The organism is Candidatus Saccharibacteria bacterium oral taxon 488 (assembly GCA_013100805.1).
In the GTDB taxonomy this organism is placed as follows: Bacteria; Patescibacteriota; Saccharimonadia; order Saccharimonadales; family Saccharimonadaceae; genus Nanosynbacter.
The window spans coordinates 250709-268290 of the sequence record CP040000.1 but is presented as its reverse complement, the minus strand read 5'-3'; the positions used below and the strand labels follow the sequence as shown (position 1 = coordinate 268290).

18 protein-coding genes are annotated in these 17582 nt (G+C 49.4%); all 18 read right to left on the bottom strand.

Annotated elements, in window-relative coordinates; genetic code table 11:
• Positions 1–11: 11 nt before the first annotated feature.
• A complete protein-coding gene (locus FBF27_01360; protein QJU09066.1) occupies positions 12–422 on the bottom strand; it encodes a hypothetical protein in 411 nt (136 codons plus the stop codon).
• Positions 419–2236, bottom strand: coding sequence for a hypothetical protein (locus tag FBF27_01355; GenBank protein ID QJU09065.1), 1818 nt, complete (start codon positions 2234–2236; stop codon positions 419–421). The genes FBF27_01360 and FBF27_01355 overlap by 4 nt, the downstream gene beginning before the upstream one ends.
• A gap of 76 nt (positions 2237–2312) precedes the next feature.
• A complete protein-coding gene (locus tag FBF27_01350) occupies positions 2313–3572 on the bottom strand; it encodes a glycoside hydrolase family 1 protein (GenBank protein ID QJU09064.1) in 1260 nt (419 codons plus the stop codon).
• Between the two features lie 45 nt (positions 3573–3617).
• The gene (locus FBF27_01345) at positions 3618–5138 is read right to left on the bottom strand and encodes an ATP-dependent endonuclease (GenBank protein ID QJU09063.1); all 1521 of its coding nucleotides are present in this window, start codon (positions 5136–5138) and stop codon (positions 3618–3620) included.
• A gap of 2 nt (positions 5139–5140) precedes the next feature.
• A complete protein-coding gene (locus tag FBF27_01340) occupies positions 5141–6118 on the bottom strand; it encodes a DUF4868 domain-containing protein (GenBank protein ID QJU09062.1) in 978 nt (325 codons plus the stop codon).
• Between the two features lie 40 nt (positions 6119–6158).
• Positions 6159–6584, bottom strand: coding sequence for a ribonuclease HI (locus FBF27_01335; protein ID QJU09061.1), 426 nt, complete (start codon positions 6582–6584; stop codon positions 6159–6161).
• A 27-nt stretch (positions 6585–6611) separates the two neighbouring features.
• Positions 6612–8312, bottom strand: a complete 1701-nt coding sequence (locus FBF27_01330; GenBank protein QJU09060.1) for a hypothetical protein — start codon at positions 8310–8312, stop codon at positions 6612–6614.
• A gap of 47 nt (positions 8313–8359) precedes the next feature.
• A complete protein-coding gene (locus FBF27_01325) occupies positions 8360–9517 on the bottom strand; it encodes a diaminopimelate decarboxylase (protein ID QJU09059.1) in 1158 nt (385 codons plus the stop codon).
• Entirely contained in the window at positions 9501–10115 is a 615-nt protein-coding gene (locus FBF27_01320) for a hypothetical protein (protein ID QJU09058.1), read from the bottom strand. Before FBF27_01320 ends, FBF27_01325 begins: the two co-directional genes overlap by 17 nt.
• A complete protein-coding gene (locus tag FBF27_01315; GenBank protein QJU09057.1) occupies positions 10112–11182 on the bottom strand; it encodes a YvcK family protein in 1071 nt (356 codons plus the stop codon). The genes FBF27_01320 and FBF27_01315 overlap by 4 nt, the downstream gene beginning before the upstream one ends.
• Positions 11152–11817 carry an SDR family oxidoreductase gene (locus FBF27_01310; GenBank protein QJU09056.1) on the bottom strand — a complete coding sequence of 222 codons (666 nt, stop codon included), beginning with the start codon at positions 11815–11817 and terminating at the stop codon, positions 11152–11154. Before FBF27_01310 ends, FBF27_01315 begins: the two co-directional genes overlap by 31 nt.
• A 114-nt stretch (positions 11818–11931) precedes the next feature.
• Entirely contained in the window at positions 11932–12321 is a 390-nt protein-coding gene (locus tag FBF27_01305) for a type II toxin-antitoxin system death-on-curing family toxin (protein ID QJU09055.1), read from the bottom strand.
• Positions 12318–12545, bottom strand: a complete 228-nt coding sequence (locus tag FBF27_01300; protein QJU09054.1) for an AbrB/MazE/SpoVT family DNA-binding domain-containing protein — start codon at positions 12543–12545, stop codon at positions 12318–12320. The genes FBF27_01305 and FBF27_01300 overlap by 4 nt, the downstream gene beginning before the upstream one ends.
• Before the next feature lie 45 nt (positions 12546–12590).
• Entirely contained in the window at positions 12591–13655 is a 1065-nt protein-coding gene (locus tag FBF27_01295; GenBank protein ID QJU09053.1) for a hypothetical protein, read from the bottom strand.
• A gap of 51 nt (positions 13656–13706) precedes the next feature.
• Entirely contained in the window at positions 13707–14081 is a 375-nt protein-coding gene (locus tag FBF27_01290) for an NUDIX hydrolase (GenBank protein ID QJU09052.1), read from the bottom strand.
• Positions 14082–14258: 177 nt separating this feature from the next.
• Complete coding sequence (locus FBF27_01285) at positions 14259–14879, bottom strand: NYN domain-containing protein (protein ID QJU09051.1); 621 nt, start codon at positions 14877–14879, stop codon at positions 14259–14261.
• Positions 14880–15089: 210 nt separating this feature from the next.
• The gene (locus FBF27_01280; protein QJU09050.1) at positions 15090–15707 is read right to left on the bottom strand and encodes a hypothetical protein; all 618 of its coding nucleotides are present in this window, start codon (positions 15705–15707) and stop codon (positions 15090–15092) included.
• 44 nt (positions 15708–15751) lie between these two features.
• Positions 15752–17353: a glycine--tRNA ligase gene (locus FBF27_01275; GenBank protein QJU09647.1), complete on the bottom strand. Its 1602-nt coding sequence runs from the start codon at positions 17351–17353 to the stop codon at positions 15752–15754.
• Between the last annotated feature and the right edge of the window lie 229 nt (positions 17354–17582).

The following is a 17582-nucleotide window of genomic DNA, read 5'->3' as shown; positions in this document are numbered from 1 at the left end:
CGACTAAAACACTATTGGTTACGGTGCACCGCATCACGGGTCGTGCGATATAACTCACGCTTAAGTCGCTCTAGTACATTGCACGTATCAAGATCCGCCCCTTGCGCAGTAATCTCGCGCAAATTTTCATCAGCAGCAACTTTATAGACGTGACAATCACCTCTTTCACCTTCATCGGTATTATCGCAGCAAATACGATACGTGTCGAACTCTGTCTTCGACACATCGCCGTTTTCATCAAACTGACCGAGATCAACGTCCCTAGAGCTAACACCCAAATGACGCATCACACCCGCTATACTATTCAAATAATTCTGCGCCACCTGCTCGCAGTCAATGAGGGTTTGACTCATCTCCTGTGATACTTTGAGTAACTGTTCTCGTAGTGATGGACCGCTGTTTCTTTCTACTGTCTCGCTCATTGGATTTTAACCTCCTCTCTATGCACACGTGTTAACCCGTTTTTAGTTACTGCTGTCATTGATGATGCGTTTATTGTACCCTTGTCTTCTGTGGTGATTTGCATATTGCCTGTTCCCTTTATAATGTAAGAACTTGTTGCCCCGTCCAATCCGCTAATAACCTGCACCCCAGGAAACGCCTTAGATAGCGCTACCGCCGTACCTCTACGTTGCTGTGGCTTGTCACCAACCATAAGAGCATCAAATCTTTTTTCCCGCACAAGTGGATGACACAAGTCTAGTATGATCGTGCCTATCCCCAGCGTCTCTATCAGGCTACGCATACCTTTTTTATTGCACCATTTCCGAGGATTGGGCGGTATCTTCTCGTCCGACGACATGAAAAAATGCTTCTCAGAGCCATGACCAAACAGGACAACTGTATCAAACGTATTACTATCAACACCAGCCTGTTGTAGCTTTGCTACTACACCAGACAGATCACTCGTATGGTTTATTTCAACAGCAAATGTATTGGGGGATTCTATATCTCCATACGTCCCCGCAGCACCGTTATGGTCTCCTGTAGCACCCCTGACGATAATCGTTGCTGGATTACCGGATTCGGTACGTCCAGTTTCTAGTAGCTTCAGCGTACCCCTCAAAGTCTCTGGACTCCAATCACCAAAATGGGTTATCCCAAGTTCTTTCTGCAGCTTTTTGGCGTTGTCTAGTCCAACTCCATCAATAACCTTGTCCATATCGTTAACCCACTGATGCCAATAGTAAATCAGATTCCCATCATAACTACCACAAATTTCGGAGGGAATCATGCCTAGCCAACGCGCCTCAAAATATTTATGCATTACCTCCGCATCTACCCATTCCCCCCTATCTCCTCTGCCATAGTACCTAATTACCAAGTGGTCGATATGGCTTACCGCATCTTCAACAAGTACTTGGCGCAGCGGCTCTGGAAAATCCTCTCGTTCTCTTGCATCTCGCGGCCAGTAGCACGGTGGAAAACCACGATCCTCCAACCACTTCATTGTCGTCTTGTAACCATAATCGCAATTATGGTTCAACATCGTAACATATCTAGCTACCTCACTGAGGACCATGTCCCTAAACTCTTTGGCCACCCCCTCGGGCAACATCCTTTCGACTCCTATCAGTTCAAACATTGAGTGCTGGTATTCATTGTCAAAAATATAGGAGGGATCATAGCTATCAGCCAAAGAGCGTACTGAATTGATCAGCTCCCACATTACGTGACGCAGTTTATCGGTGAGTTTTGGCATATGCTCATACTGTCTCCTAAAAAGCTCCTTAACACTATTTCGTGCTAAGCGCAATAAAGTATCCCCGGCGTAATCAAAATCATAATCTTCCGACTCTGGATTAAGCCGACCATCACTCGCAACCAACTCTCTTATATTAGGTATAAATTTTTCTATTTCTTCATACTTACCAGACATAAGCATATCTGCGATATCACTGTCCTCTAGAAGAATATCAACGTAGAAGTCACACCGCTCCTCAATCTCCTCAATTCTCTGCAGTGTTTCATCGTCAAGTGTTTCTGCTGTTTCTTCCGCACCATCAGAATTTTCACTATCAGCACCACTATTGTCTCTGTTAGCTTGGCCGTCTTTGCCGCGCGCTATAAGCCGCAACGCCAAATTGCCCACAGCCTTTCTTATCCTACCCAAGAAGCCCGGTTTTTCGCCTTTTGTTTCTGACGAGAGAGACTCCTCAACAACCCGGGACGGGGGCATCCCCTCGCCAGCAGCACTAATGTTAGTCGTATTTGTTTCGGTCATTACTAGTTGCATATTAGCATAATATATCAATAATGTCAACTGGCGCTATCCTTGCCCACAGCTTACGCCAGTACCGCCCCTAGATAAGCTACACGCGCAGCTTCTTGATCACCGCCGCGAACCAGCGTGCGCTTGGTCGCACCGTCCGGGTCATGGTTTGCCGATCGACTGCTACCAGGCCAAACTTTGGCCAGTAGCCCTTATCCCATTCAAAATTATCAAGCAGGCTCCAGTGCAAATAACCGATTAGCTTGACATCACGCTTCAATGCCTCATGCATGGCCTTGATCGTCTCGGTCAGCCACCACTGCCGCTGACTATCAGTGCCGTCCGCCAGTCCATTCTCGGTAATCATAATTGGCAACTGGTAGCACTCGGCCACGTCCTCCAGTAGATACTGCAATTTATCCGGCTGCATATCCCAGCCAAGATCACTGACCTTCAGGTACGGGTCATGCACCCGATAGCCATAAATCCGCCGGGCAAAGTAATAATTGATCGCCAAAAAATCACTATGCCGCCGCACTCGACGCAGCACCCACGTATTCAGGAGATAATTTGCCACCCGCGCACTAGCACGACTGAGAATCGCATCATCGCCCGGATAGCAATAGATCAGATGATGCGCCATCGACACCTTCCACTTTTTGCGAGCACGCGTCAATTTATACACTTTTTTATGCGCCGTAACGAGATTATAGAGCACGCGCAGCATATCACGCTTACAAGTTTTATTTGGCGGCCAATGCCCCTCGAGATAACTCTCGCCAGCATAGACAGTCGGCTCGTTAATCGTCACGATCCACTCAATGTCGCGCCCCAGCTCGCTCAAGACTTTTTCAACATAATACACGAAATATTTGATGTTGCGCCGCTTTTCAAAACCACCCTTGGCCATAAACCACTCCGGCAGCGTGAAATGAAACAGCGTCACCACCGGCGTAATACCCATCTTTTTCAGCGTCCGCAAATACGTCCGATAGTGGGTGATCGCCGCCGCATCCCACGCGCCCTCTTGCGGCTCAATTCGCGCCCATTCAATACAGAACCGAAAGGCATTCATGTTGAGGCTCTTGAGAATCGCGAAATCTTCCTCGTAGCGATGGTAATGATCGACACCCCGCCCCGATACGTAGTTGTCAGGCCTAGTCGCCTCTTTTTTGATGCGCGGCCAGCTATCAATATCACCAAATTGATGCGGCGCCTGCACGGACAGCCGCTTGGCATGTTCAAGCTCCCACGTCGTCCACTGATTCACCAGACCGCCCTCGACCTGATGTGCCGACGTCGCTGCACCCCATAAAAACTTCTTCGGAAACACGATGCGTTCAGATTGCTTCGTTGTCATCAAAATATATTATACCAAGTTATCAGCTCATCTGCCAGCCCGGGGCTACTGCACCACATCCTCCCCAAAATGCTTCTGCAACCGCATCTTAATTGAACCTTCGTGGCGACCAAGCTTTTGGCTAAGCTGCTGGATGGTTACACCCTGTAGAAACTCCTGCTTGAGAATGTCGTCATCGGCTTTTTCCCACGGCATGTAGGCTTTGGGGTGGGTTTCGCGCATTTTGGCAATTTTTTGCTGCCAACTACCGGACTGAGATTTCTTACCGGATTTTTTCGGCACTGACTGTTTTCGCTTCATTTCCTCCAACATTGGACGATAGTGCTTGACCGCTTCACTACTTGCCCGCTGCAACACTTCATCAATTGCCAACGCATCGGGCGAGACCTCCAGCGCCTTGCGGTTAATACCATATAGATACAAGTTATCCAAATCTCGCACCCGACTGAGCGCCACATAACCCATACCTTCGACAAACGCTTTTCTCAGGTCAATTTTTGCCGCGTCCAGCGTCATGCCCTGGCTTTTGTGCACGGTGATAGCCCACGCCAGGCGCAGTGGCACCTGCGAGATACTCGCCCGCTTACGCTCACCGTCACGCAGCTCCCACACATCCGGCACCATGGTTACCTGCCGACCGTCACGAAACTCCACAATTGGATAGTCCGTCAGCGGCTCGAAATCCACCACCGTGCCGATACTACCGTTGGCGTACAATTTCTGCGGCGAATTTTTCACCGCCATCACCAACGCGCCCAACTTCAACACAAGTTCACTCGGCGCCAGCACTGACCGCTGCAGACTCTCGACATACACTTTTGAACCCGTCGTCGTCTGCTGATACGTTCGCTCCTCGCCCGCCAGTTCCGCCAGCTTCTGACTGTTAATGGCGTCGACATCAACATTGACGGTATGTAGCTCGGTGATATCACCATCAGGCAGCTCGACCTCCGTCCGCGCCAGCAGCGTCTCGGCATGATGCCGCCTAATATCATCACTTCTTAGTGCCGTCAAGATCTCGAGCAGCTGCTCGTCATTTTGTCGATATTGCCGTTCCAGATACAGCACCGCCGGCTGCAATTCCTGCCACGCTTCCGAATACACCACGAAGCCGCCGCCACGCTCGCCCGGACGATTAATCGGCGGCAATTGGAAAAAATCACCACTCATCACCAGCTGCACGCCACCAAACGGCTGGTCATTTTCCCTGACACCGCGCAGCACCTGATCAACCATATCCAGCCGAAAATCATGCAGCATGGAAATCTCATCAATCACCAGCACATCAGTCTTGGTAATCACCTCACGCCGCGTTTTTGATAGCCGATCAAAAAAGTTGTTCGCCAAATAATCACTGACGCCAATGCCGCTCCAACTGTGAATCGTATTGCCGCCCAAATGCGTCGCCGCCAAGCCCGTCGTCGCTGTTACCGACACCTTTTTACCCTGGTCACGCGCCTGTGCAATAAAAGTATTCAACAGGTGCGTTTTGCCCGTTCCAGCCGCACCCGTCAGCAGTGCCGACCGACCGCTCATCAAAATCGCCAGCGCTAATTCCTGGTCCATAGCTAACCTCGCGGCGGTTCGCCCTCTGGCTCGCCCAGCAGTTTTTTCGACGTAATTTCGTAGCGCTTGCCAGTAATTTTACTCTCAATGTAATCCTCGTTGATCAGGTTCACAAACATGTCGAGATCATTGCCATCCATAATGATAATCGCGCCGTTATCATCACTCATCAGCTCCAACTGCATCTCATCAGCATAGTCCAGCACCTGCTCTTGTTTGACCTCGCCGATCTCTAATTTCTGTAGTTTATTGATGGTCTTTTTGCGCTCCTTGACCAGCGCGTTCAAATCCAACCCTTCAGGAAAACTCAGCTTATACGCTTTTTCAATCTCCGCCACTTTCTTATCGGCAATCACCTGTTTCTTGTACTCATAGCCAAACATCCGCTCGAACTTCGAAGAATTAAAGGCGAAAATGTCCTGACCGATGATCAGCACCTGGTTATCATCTGGCACCTTAAACCCAACCTCCGCCTTAAATGCGCCAAACTTGCCGTCAGAAAACTCCCACGCCAGCGCGCTTTTCAGCGTCTGTCCCTGCTGGATTAGCTTCACCGTGTAAAAGACTTTTTCTGGATCGTTCGGATCAGTAAATCGCGCTATCAGCCCTTTCATCCGCTTGAACTCATGCTCAGTTTCCGAAAACTCCACGATGTCGCCGCGCTCATGCTCAATCAAATGAATCAAGGTTTCCGCCCGGCCAACCCTGGCGAGATCCGTCCGCAGTAGTACGTTGTCTTCTGCTTCGCTCAGTTCATAATCCCGCACGCTAAGGCCAGTACCGGCGCCCAAATTAACTTGATTGATATAATCAAACAAAAATAGCGGCCGGAGCTGCTGCTCAACATCGCCTTTCAAAGGCATAACATACGGCGTATAATTTTTATTAAATAAGAACAGCTCTATCTGTAAATCGTTCTTCTTCGCATCAGTTTGATTGGCCCACAAAAAAATATCAGTCGTTTCCCTCACTTCTTCCATGAGGGTAATTATAGCAATTTTTGTCAGATGTCGCCAGCTGCTATTTAGTTAATCGCTCGCCTTCACGCGCTCGGTTGGCCCACTCATCCGCCAGCTCATTGCCCTCGTCGCCCTCGTGGCCGCGCACCCAGCGGAGTTCCGCCTGCGAATTTGAATACAGCTCATATAGCTCACGCACGATGTCCAGATTCTTGATCTCGCCACCCTTCTTTGTCCAGCCGCGCTGCTGCCAACCCGGTGCCCACTTGGTCACCACGTTGATCCAAAATTCGCTATCAGTATAAATCACACACGGCGCGTCGTCCGCGTCCTGAAGCGCCGCAATCAGCGCCTTGCCTTCCATGCGAATATTGGTCGTCTCGCCGTCCTCTGATCCTAAGATCCACGGCTGGAGGTCACGAATCACCGCAAAGCCACCCGGGCCAGGATTGGGACTAGCTGAACCATCAGTGTAGTAAATTGTCATATTCTGATTATACATAGTTTGCCGAGACTAGGCGAGCTCATGACACAAGAAATGATATAAATCCTCCAGCAACGCATCACGCGCCGGAGTTGAACGCTCATTTACTTCCAGATCATGGCTGGCATAGTCGCGCCGCTGGTGGATCTGCTCGAGCAGCTGAGACATCTCTCTAGCAATGGAATGTTTATCTTTGTCAGAGACTGAGTTCTGCTGCTCTAATTTATCTTCATCAGAGACTGGGCGCTGCCGCTCCAGCTGACGAATATATTTATAAATAATATGCGCCACCTCTCCCGTCCGCGATCGCCGACGCTCATCCTCGGTGACAAACTGCACTTCGACCGGCACGCCCTTGTCTAGCCCTGGATAATCCATCAGGAAAGTCGTCTTGGAAACCTGATATTTCTGACCGCGCTGCTGCACACTTTCAGCATCCTGGACCACAAACTCGCAGCGCTCTGTATCAAACCCGCGTTGCTCCATCTCCCGGCGAACGGTAGTAACATAATCCACCGTACCATGGACACAAATGGCACTGGATTTACTGGCAGCCTTTTTTAGCTGAAACGCTGGGTTCATATCAATTCGCCGCTGTAAAAACTCCACAAAATCACGTGCCTGAGCTTTCACATTCTTTGATATAACGGTCAAGCCCAGCACGTCCATCGGTGTATACTCTGGTTTGTCGTTCTGGTGCGCTTCATGCACCTTGGCTGCCCACGACCCCACAGTTTTCAGGCGATATTTTCCATAGACCGCCTTACCGTTTTGCGCTACAAAATCTCCGATGTGAACTGACCGATTGTGACACGATGCTTCACTGCGCAAACCAACCACTGCTTCGGTCTCGACTTGTTCAGTACCAAAAATTGTATTAACTAAATTACGGACACCAACGTGGCGAGTTTTTTCATACTGCTCGCGGATCTCCTCGATGAGCTTACGCTTGCCCTGCCCCTCCAGCCGAATGATATGTGCCTGTGAACGCAGGCTTGCCGCCAGCCCATCAAACCCCATCACTTCACACAGCGGTGCATAGAACGACTCCGCCTCCAAGACATCCTGCAGTTTGGCAGACTCACGCGATGATGACGGATAGCACATATTGTCGAGTAGCTCACAGGCCTTGATAATCACCGCCTCGATATTGGTCTTATCTAGGAATTCAGCCATCTGCTCCACATCAACAAATGGCTCGATCTGCTGCCATGCTTCAGCCGGCACCGAACCTTCGTAACGATCCGTGATAATCTCTCTGATATTTTCAGGAATAGTATTAGCCACCTGTAGTCGGTGCTGGCCAGAAACCTCTTCTACTAGAATAAAGTCCGCTAGTAGCGACGCTACATATGAACCCTGCTCGCGCGTCATCCCAGTTTTAGGATTCGTAAATACATCGGCCAGAGCCAAGCCGGCAGCCTGTCGACGTTCCGGTGTACACTTCTGGCTATCTCTGTTGTGAAAGCGGTCAACCACGTCATGCAGCAGCACGGCATGAATCGCCTCAGGCGGTAGTTTCAAACCAGCAAACTCCTCCACCAGTTTCATCGTTCGCTCAGCATGCGCCATCAGATCCTTTCGTTCATTCACACCTTCACTTTGAAAATACCCCTCGAGTGTCAACTGAAAAGGAGACTCAAGAGATGGGCGTTCAAGATCGATCTCAAATTTCTTTTGTAGCGTGCCCAGTTCTAGCTGCTCACTGCACGAAGAACATAATTCACTCATAATTCAGTTCGTTATCAAACTGGGATATTATAACAGATGAATTAAATTTAGTCAATAAAATAGGTGCCGGCGTCAGGATACGCATTGTACTGTTTCAGCGACATACTCTGGCAATACGCCCCCGCGTCAAAGATCACTAGCTTATCGCCAATTTCCGCCCGAGCCAGCTGCCGCGATGCGAGATTCTCTGGGTTGCTTGGCGCTGGCGTCAAGATATCGCCCGTCTCGCAGCAGTGCCCCACCACGATGTACTCTCGCTGCTCCTCGCGACCCGCGAGTACCATCATCTCGTGCTGCGCGCCGTACATCCCTGGCCGCGTGATGTCGTTCATGCCGGTATCAAGGCGCAAAAATGTGTGACCATCTGCACCAGTATCAACGATGTCCACTACCTCCGCAACCAACACGCCAGCATGTGCTACCAGCCACGTTCCTGGCTCAATCTCTAGATGTAATTGCCGCCCCGTTTCCTCGGCAAAACGAGCCAATTTCTGAGAAAACACTTCACAAATTGCTGCCAGATCCGCCTCCTGCTCATCGCCAAACCGATGCACCTTAAAGCCACCGCCAATGTCTAAACTGGTCACCTCCGGCAGTCGTCTAACCAGCGCCAGCGCTGCGTCCATCGCCTCGCCCCACAACCGCGGATCAGCACCCGAGCCGATGTGAATATGCAACCGATCGATCGTTATGTTATGACGCCTCGCTAGCTCCAGTGCTTGCTCGGTATAGGCATGCCACAGCCCAAAACTAGAATTAACCCCACCGGTCATCGTCCGGTTATTATGCCCCGAGCCTATGCCAGGGTTAAGCCGCAGACCGACCGTACGTGGACGATATGGGCTCGCCGCAACCAGCTCCAATTGATGAAGCGACGTCGCCACGTAACGCACGCCAGCCCGGAGCAGCTCGTCGAGGTTGTGCGCTGGCTGCTGGCTCGAGAGGCTGATCGTTGGGCCGCTCACCCCTTGCTTGAGCAGCAGCGCCGCCTCGTAGCTTGAGCTGGCATCAAATTGTAACCCCAACTCATCAAACAGTCGTATAATTTCAGGGTGTGAATTTGCCTTGGCGGCGTAACGCACCGTCAAGCCGAACGGCACCTGACACGCCAGCGCCTGCCGCGCCCGCTCCCGTAACATCCGCCGCGAGTATACAAAACTCGGCGTATCAAGCGCTTCGGGCAGTTGATCAATTGGAAAGTTCATACCTATCTACTATCTCAGGAATCTGGCCTAACGCTGTCGCTACTGGCCACGCTGGATGTTCTGGCGCCGCGATGCCGTTATATTCTACCGTTTGAATAAATCGCACAGTATCAGGTAGATCACCGCCAATTGGCTTATCATCAACCATCCACACCTCACCAGTCGGACACTGCTCGCGGAAATACTCGCCTTTTGGCTGCAATGTAGTGATAATCTCTACCCCTTCAAGCGACGGACACAGCGCCGCCTTGAATCGCTGGTAATTCGCTGGCCCATAGGTCAAGACGTGTACCGTTCCACGCTGCCTGGCCCACGCCACCAACTCAGCCACTCCATCGTACTCCATCCGCCCGTCGGCCAACGTCGACTGAAGCAGGAACGCGAATACCGCCTCCTCTCCGAGTCCCGCCGCCCGCACGTGCGCCGCGAAATCATAATAGTATGCTTTCTCAGTGCGCACATGAAAGTCAGTCCGCCGCGCCAGCTCTACCTCGCTATCAATGCCAAACTGCCGCCCAAGCAGCCCCCACTCCGCCTCGTCCAGTTCACTCGTCCGAAACAAGGTGCGATCAAGATCAAGAACCAACTTTAAACTCATGAAAAGTAAATCCTCATTAGTTCTCGCGCGATTTTATCGCTGTCGTGACGGATCAGACTACGCAGCGCCGCCAGCGGATCGGCCTTTTTATTGTGCTGGCGAACGCCGTTAGCGATCAGGTGCTTGCCCGAAGCATAATAATGCTTTTTCTTCAGCTCCGCCTCGTCCCATTCCACCAAATACTCACCATTGTGCGCGTATTTATCAAGCAGCTCCTTTGGTGGACGATAATTGTTATACAGCACATAGTCCATGCTCACCCCGGCAAACCGCTCAATCTCATCGACAAAGTCCGCCACCGTAAAGCCGTCAGTCTGCGTCGGCTTGGTCACCAGATTACAGACATAGACCTTCTTAGCCTTGGTCTCAGCCAAAGCCCGCGTCACGCCGCGCACCAGCAGTGCTGGCGCCAAACTACCGTACAATAACCCCGGTGCTACCACCACGAGATCAGCGTCGAGAATTGCCCGCCGAGCCTGTGGATTGATTGTTGCCGGTGGGCTCAGCTCCAACCACGGCCGCTCATCACCTGGAATATTTGTCACCTCAATGGCGTGCTCGCCCTCGACGACCGTACCGTCACGCAGCCTCAGTGATAGCTTGGTATCGTCCAGCGTAATCGGAAACACCCGTCCGTTTACGCCGAGCACCTCGCTGGCCGTCTCAACCGCTTGCGAAAAGCTCCCCGTCATCTTTTCCAGCGCTGCCATGAACAAATTACCAAATGCATGCCCCTTCATGCTACCCTCGTCAAACCGGTAATTGAACAGATCGCGCACCTTTGGCGAACTGCTCAGCGCCACTAGACATTGCCGCACATCACCCGCCGGCAACACGCCCAGCTCGTCGCGCAGCATGCCTGTCGAGCCACCGTCGTCAACCATGTTAACCAGCGCCGTGATACTATGGGTATACTTTTTCAGGCCCGATAGCAGCGTGAAACTACCAGTTCCACCGCCAATTACTACAATTTTTACTCCAAAATATTCTCTATCCACTTCGTACGTCATGCCCGCATTATAGCACTTCAGCGAGGCTAGACCAACGTGCCCTTTGGTAGTGGCCATTCGAGGAATGTCTGGTACTGCGTGTTAACGGCGGTCAATATATGCTCAGCCACCTTGGCTGGGTCATTAAAGAAAGCATAATCATCCGGCTGATGTCCCCGCCAAAACGGTGTTTTCATCGCCCCGGGCAAGAACAGCGCTACGCGAATCGGTAAATGCTGCTCGTCCGCCTGCAACGCCAAGCTGTGCGCCAGCCCCGCCTGGGCGTGCTTGGTCGCCACATACACGGCTTCATCCCCGCGAGCTTTGATACTGCTGGTCGAGCCGATTACCGTTAGTGTAGAGCGTATCCGCTGCTGCGCCATCCTATGCCAGGCCCACTGCACCAGCGGCAGCGCACCGGCGAAATTCACCTCCGCCATAGAGCGCGCATCAGGCTGATCCTCAAAATTACCGCGCCAACCATAGCCCGCCGCCCAGACAAATTGCTCAATGGCGTCACCGCCCAAAATCTGCTCAATCAGCGCCGGCGCTGCTTCAACCTGCTCGGGATAGTACACGTCCAACGGGAATCCCTCGCCGTGCTCCTGAGCATTATGCGTCTTCCCCAGCACCAACACGTGCTTACCGCTTTCTCTGAGCTGCCGCGCCATCTCCAGTCCAAGCCCACTCGTCCCACCAAGAATAATATGCATGTGGTTATTATAGCAATATAGTTGACACGTGTAAAATATCTTCAAGATAATGGCACATTTATTTCGACTGGACCGATAATATCCGTTTTATCGCCGAAGTTTCTTGCTATGAAATCATTGGCAAATCTGTGAATGACGCTTCAGCCAATCGGCAATCGCATCAATATCGAGATGATCGGTCGCGACGCGGACAGCGAAATTTTCTAGTTCAACAGCCGCCGCAGTCATTCTCCAGCCATTTCTCGCCAAAAAGATGCCAACAATCGTCACCGCTGTGCGCTTATTGACATCGGTAAAGACATGGTCTGCTATACAATTACGCAAATAAACCGCCGCCTTTTCGTGAACTGACACATATTGCTCCTCACCAAAAACAACTGTTTGCGGCGCAGCCGCCAGCGACTTTAACCCCAGTTCATCGCGTACGCCATGCGAGCCGCCAAAATCCTCAATTATCCAAAAATGCAGCTCTAGAATTTCGTCAATCTCCAGATAGCAAATCATCGGTCTGCCAAGTTTTTCAGCGTTTCGCCGTATTGTTTTTTAAAATCATCATAATCCTGGCGAAGCGACGGCTTATTTGCCTGTTTAATTGGTCTTACCTGCTCAACCGTTAATCGCACCTCGTCGCCATCGCGAATCCCCAGTGCCCGCAAATCCCGCGCTGGCAGCGTCACGCCGCGGCTGGACCCAATCTTGATAACTTTTTGAATCGTAGTGATTACCATGCAAACATTATAACAAAATTATAATTTTATTGCAATGTATTTCCTCTATTGTACGCTGCTAGCAAGCTTTATCAAATCTGCAGTCATATCTGAATCAATCAAAGCGTGGTGGGTGGTGCGTCCATTCTTTGACATAATTGACCCTAGTATATCTGTCGTTTTCCGCGCCATAGCATCCAGCCACTCATCCGTCAGCACCTCACCAGTTTGTGGCTGCTTGATATCCTCACATGAGCGCTGGATAGCCTCTTCAAAATATTGTGTCATTTCGCCGTTAAATGAGTCTCCTCCATACTTGGTCTGCCCTATATAGGCGCCTGGGATACCCGCAACCTTCAGACCATAAAGTGTCTCACCGGCACCTATACAGGCCCCATCGTCCCACAAAAACCTCTCGCGCAGTAGTTCAATTGTTTCTTTCAAATCACGATACTCTGAGAATCCCAAAATAAGCGTATCCTGGCGATACCGCTGTGGACCCTCTTGATTATATGGAACCCAAAGTTTTCCATAGTCCGGACGAGCACCTGAATTTACAAGGTCTGCTACCATCTGCAATGATAATAGATCCGTGCGATGTAAATATAATCTGGTTGGAGGCAATTCACCATCCTCGCTCCTATCGTCTCCAAATTGGAAAGAGGGCATCTCTTGTCCTAATTCAAATCCCCCCTTCTCATAGCCAGCTTGATTCAGGGCACTAATTAGACTCTTGGATCCAGTACTAAGCACGTTAATATCATCGGGACTAAAGGCTCTCTCGCAGCGACCCGTCATAGCATTATAAATCGCACGATCCAAATGCGTACGTTCTGGATGCTCCATAACAGTGTTGCCATTCGGCAAGTCTTTCATCGTATGACGACCTTCAACTATAAGAGGGCCTTCGCATTCTACAGGTTCTAACTCCGGACCTATAAGCCACTCCTCCCCAGTGGTAGCATCATACATTAACCGTCTACGGATTATCACGGGTGCAACGGTCACGCCATCGGACTCAAGACGCCCACGGACTGCCTCCATAATTATCCGCTTGATCTCGGTCTTGCTTATAAACTCTGGACTACCCGTATCGTAATCACAGGAGTTACTTAATAATTCCTTTGTCATGCGGTTTATTTTACTATAATATTTGGCTAATGTCAATCTAAGCGCTGCGTACTATTTGTAAATGCCCCTGTTGTATAGCTCCTGCCATTTCTCATGCGCTCCATAGGCTCGAGCTGGCGCGTCAACCTCGCTCTTCTGAAGCAATAGCTCCTCAGGATTAATAAACCTCACTTCGTCGCCCTCTTCACCTGGTATAAAATCAAAATTCTCCGGCCAGACGCGGCAATAAAAACAGATTTGATTGGCGTCAATCCGCTCAATATACATCTCGTCCGACGCGTCAAACAGTTGATAGCGCAAATCACCTTTATAGCCAACTTCTTCGTACAACTCGCGTTTCAGCGATGATTCAAAATCCTCATCATAATCCATGCCTCCACCCGGCAAATCCCAGTACGTCAGATTAATTTCTTTAACGACCAAAATCTGCCCAGCGTCGTTATAGACAAAGTTTTTAAGACCGACTGTATCTTTTCTTCCTCGGGTAAGATCTTCCCCGTCATCTTATAAAAAGTTCGCTTCTGTCCATATTTTCCAACAGTTTAGACCGCTTGGCGAGTATATACGCCGTAAAAACAAATCCGCCAACGATATACGAGCTATTTATTGCATATTATTATATACATCAAACGCATCAATAATTTCTTGGTTGCGAATTACTTCGCTAGCATCGGCTCTTGCTATAATAGCTCTTGTCATTTTATCACTAAAGCCAATATACGTAACTTTTACACCCCGAGCTTTCGCAACCCGAATAGCTGGTAGCAAATCAGTGTCTGAGCTTACCAGTATAACCTCATCAATCCGTCCGCTTAATGAATCAACGACAATATCCACCGCAATACCAACATCAACACCCTTTTCTTGCATACGCAAATCTCTGTGCTGACAGTTATGACACACATCACTGTCGCGCACTTTTAATTTACCGACTTCATTAAAGGTAATTTCTTGATTTTTCAAGGTGTTTCTTAATCGTCGCGCCACATCCGAAAAACGCGTTGTCTTCTCTAGAATTGAATCATCAAGATCCCTACGAACTTGCACCTTAGCACCGTAAAATACAATTTCCACACCGACACCAACAATATTTTCGACAAGCGACCTAATATCTATCTTCGTTAGTTCGTCCTTTGAAGATATTTTGCCATGCTCAATCAAAACCTCGGCAGCCTTATACAAAAAATTTTGGCCATCGACATATACCCTCTTCATGCACCTCATTATACCAAAAACCTCGACGGGGACGAACCCAAGTCGAGGTGCTGTATGTATTATATTAGCAGAGATATGCGTATAAATCAATATTTACGACGCGTCAAATAGTTGATGGCGCAAATCGCCCTTATAGCCGACTTCTTCAAGCAGCTCGCGCTTTGTCTTTCCAATATCCATTATTAACTGCTTATTGGGTGTTAACAAGTTGGAAATTACCTATTCGTGATACTCTTTTATGTTATGTTCATATTCAGTCAAAAGATTCTTTGAATAGATTTTTTCCTTTTTTGAATTTCTAACTTCTTTCCAGAGAATAGCAGCTACTTTTAATTTGTTCGAATAGTTGCGACTATTTTCGTCTGCACAGAAATCCTTTAAAAATTGATTCCATTGACAAACCGAATTATCATACTTGGCATAATCCGACTCTCCATAATACACCTTTAGCATATCTTTGATTGTAAATTTGCCATCCTTTTCTCTTTTTACTTTCCTCCAAGCTGTTGCCATATCAGCAGTAAATTTAAAAGGTGTAATACCTGTTACGGCGGAGAAATATTCTCTGAATTTTGCATTAAAAGAAAAACCACATTCAAGTAATGGTGTATCTGAAGTAATATTTTCAACTTGCTTTGTTTCGTTTTTTATTGGTAATTTTTTAATCAAATTGCCTTTAAAGTACTGTTCAATAATGTGATTAAGTTCTTGTTTTGTACCTCTATATTCTAATCCTAATGACTTGCATATCTGTGAAAGTTCTTCACGATACCAATAGTATTTATGAAACTCATCAAACGATGTGATTTTATCAAACTCAGGCCTACTTTCTATCAATATTTTAGCTCCTCAAAACTAATTTATTTTTTCATATCTAGTATCTACAGCTCCTCAATCTTCACCCGCCGCTGCTCCGTCGTATCCCGCTCGCGCACGGTGACAGTGCCGTCCTCCAGCGTCTGGAAGTCAATAACCACACAGTATGGCGTGCCGATTTCGTCTTGGCGGCGGTAGCGTTTGCCGATGTTGCCGTTGTCGTCCCACATCACTCGGCCGGGGTTGGCTTTGGCGAGTGCAGCGTAGACTTCGCGGGCTTTTTCTACCAGTTCTGGCTTGTTCTTGAGCAGCGGCGAAACGGCAAATTTGACCGGCGCCAAATGCTCTGGCAACGCCAAATACACCCGCTTTTCACCGTTTTGTTCATCCTCACGGTACGCACCCGACAGCACCGCCATCAGCGCCCGCTCCACACCAAACGACGGCTCGATGACGTGCGGAACAAATTTTGTGTTCGTTCCCTTGACGGTGTATTCCATGCTCTTGCCACTGGCGCGCTGGATGTTCATCAAGTCAAAATCAGTCCGATACGCGATACCCATCAGCTCCTCGCGACCAATCGGATAGTCGTATTCGATGTCAATCGTCTTTTTGCTGTAGTGCGCCCGATCCTCCGCCGGCACGTCTAGCTCGTGGATATGTTCCTGCTTCAAACCCAGTTCTGCCAAGAACGCATGCGTCGCCGCCAGCAGCTCATCAAACGCCTCCCGCCAATGCTCAGGGTCGACGAAATATTCAATCTCCATCTGCTCGAACTCCCGAGAGCGGAAGACGAAGTCGCGCGGCGCAATCTCATTGCGAAACGCTTTACCCTGCTGAGCGATACCAAACGGCAGGTTCGGGTAGAAACTATCGACGACGTTTTTGAAATTAGTGAAGATGCCCTGGGCTGTTTCGGGGCGGAGATAGGAAATCGACTGTGGATCGTAGGTAATCGCTTTCATACCATTGAGGCTACGCTTACCATCGACGCCCCCCGTCAACTCATCAATCGCCAGCTCATTTTGCCCGCTAGCACCGACAAATGTCTTGAACATCATGTTAAACTGTCGCGGCTCACTAAAATCACCTCGCACGCCACAGTTAGGGCATTTTATCACCCTCAGTACGTGCGACCACTCTTTCAGCCCAAAATCACTGGCCTCCTCAAGGTCAATCTCACTTGGGCCAAGCTCCATGTCCAGTATTTTCTTGAACAACTCGGGCTCTTTTTCTTTGATCTCGTCATAAAAATTCGGTGCCGTGGCATGCTCGCGATACCATTGGATCTTGTCGGTGAGAGCCTCGTACTCGTCCAACTTTTCCTGTTGATCTTTGAGCAAGTGATCTTCGCGAAAACGCGCCTTGCAGTGGTTACACTCCACCAATGGGTCAGAAAAGGTATCCACGTGCCCACTCGCCTGCCACACCTTCTGATTCATCAAAATCGCCGCATCAACGCCGTACATATCGTCGCGCTCGTCAACAAACCTACGCCACCACAAATTCATGATATTACGCTTCAGCTGCACACCCAGCGGACCGTAATCCCAGGTACCCGACAGGCCGCCATACACATCCGACCCCTGATAAATAAAGCCGCGACGCTTGCACAGGCTGATAATGTCTTCCATTTTTGCTTGACTCATCACACAACCTTTCTCCATGTTGGCAACATGGCGATTCATTAACTAAAGTTTATTATAGCACGCTTGACGTGTCATTAGTGATGGTGGTATAGTCGCCCTAGAACGAGAACTTGGAGGGTCAGAACATGTTGAAAAACCGAGCATCTTCCTGCATTGAGTCAGGCTATTTTAGGCACCCTACTGAGAGAGCAACGAATGAGACCTCTAGTCCCTATCCGCCATATACTCTCGATAACCGCCTTTATCC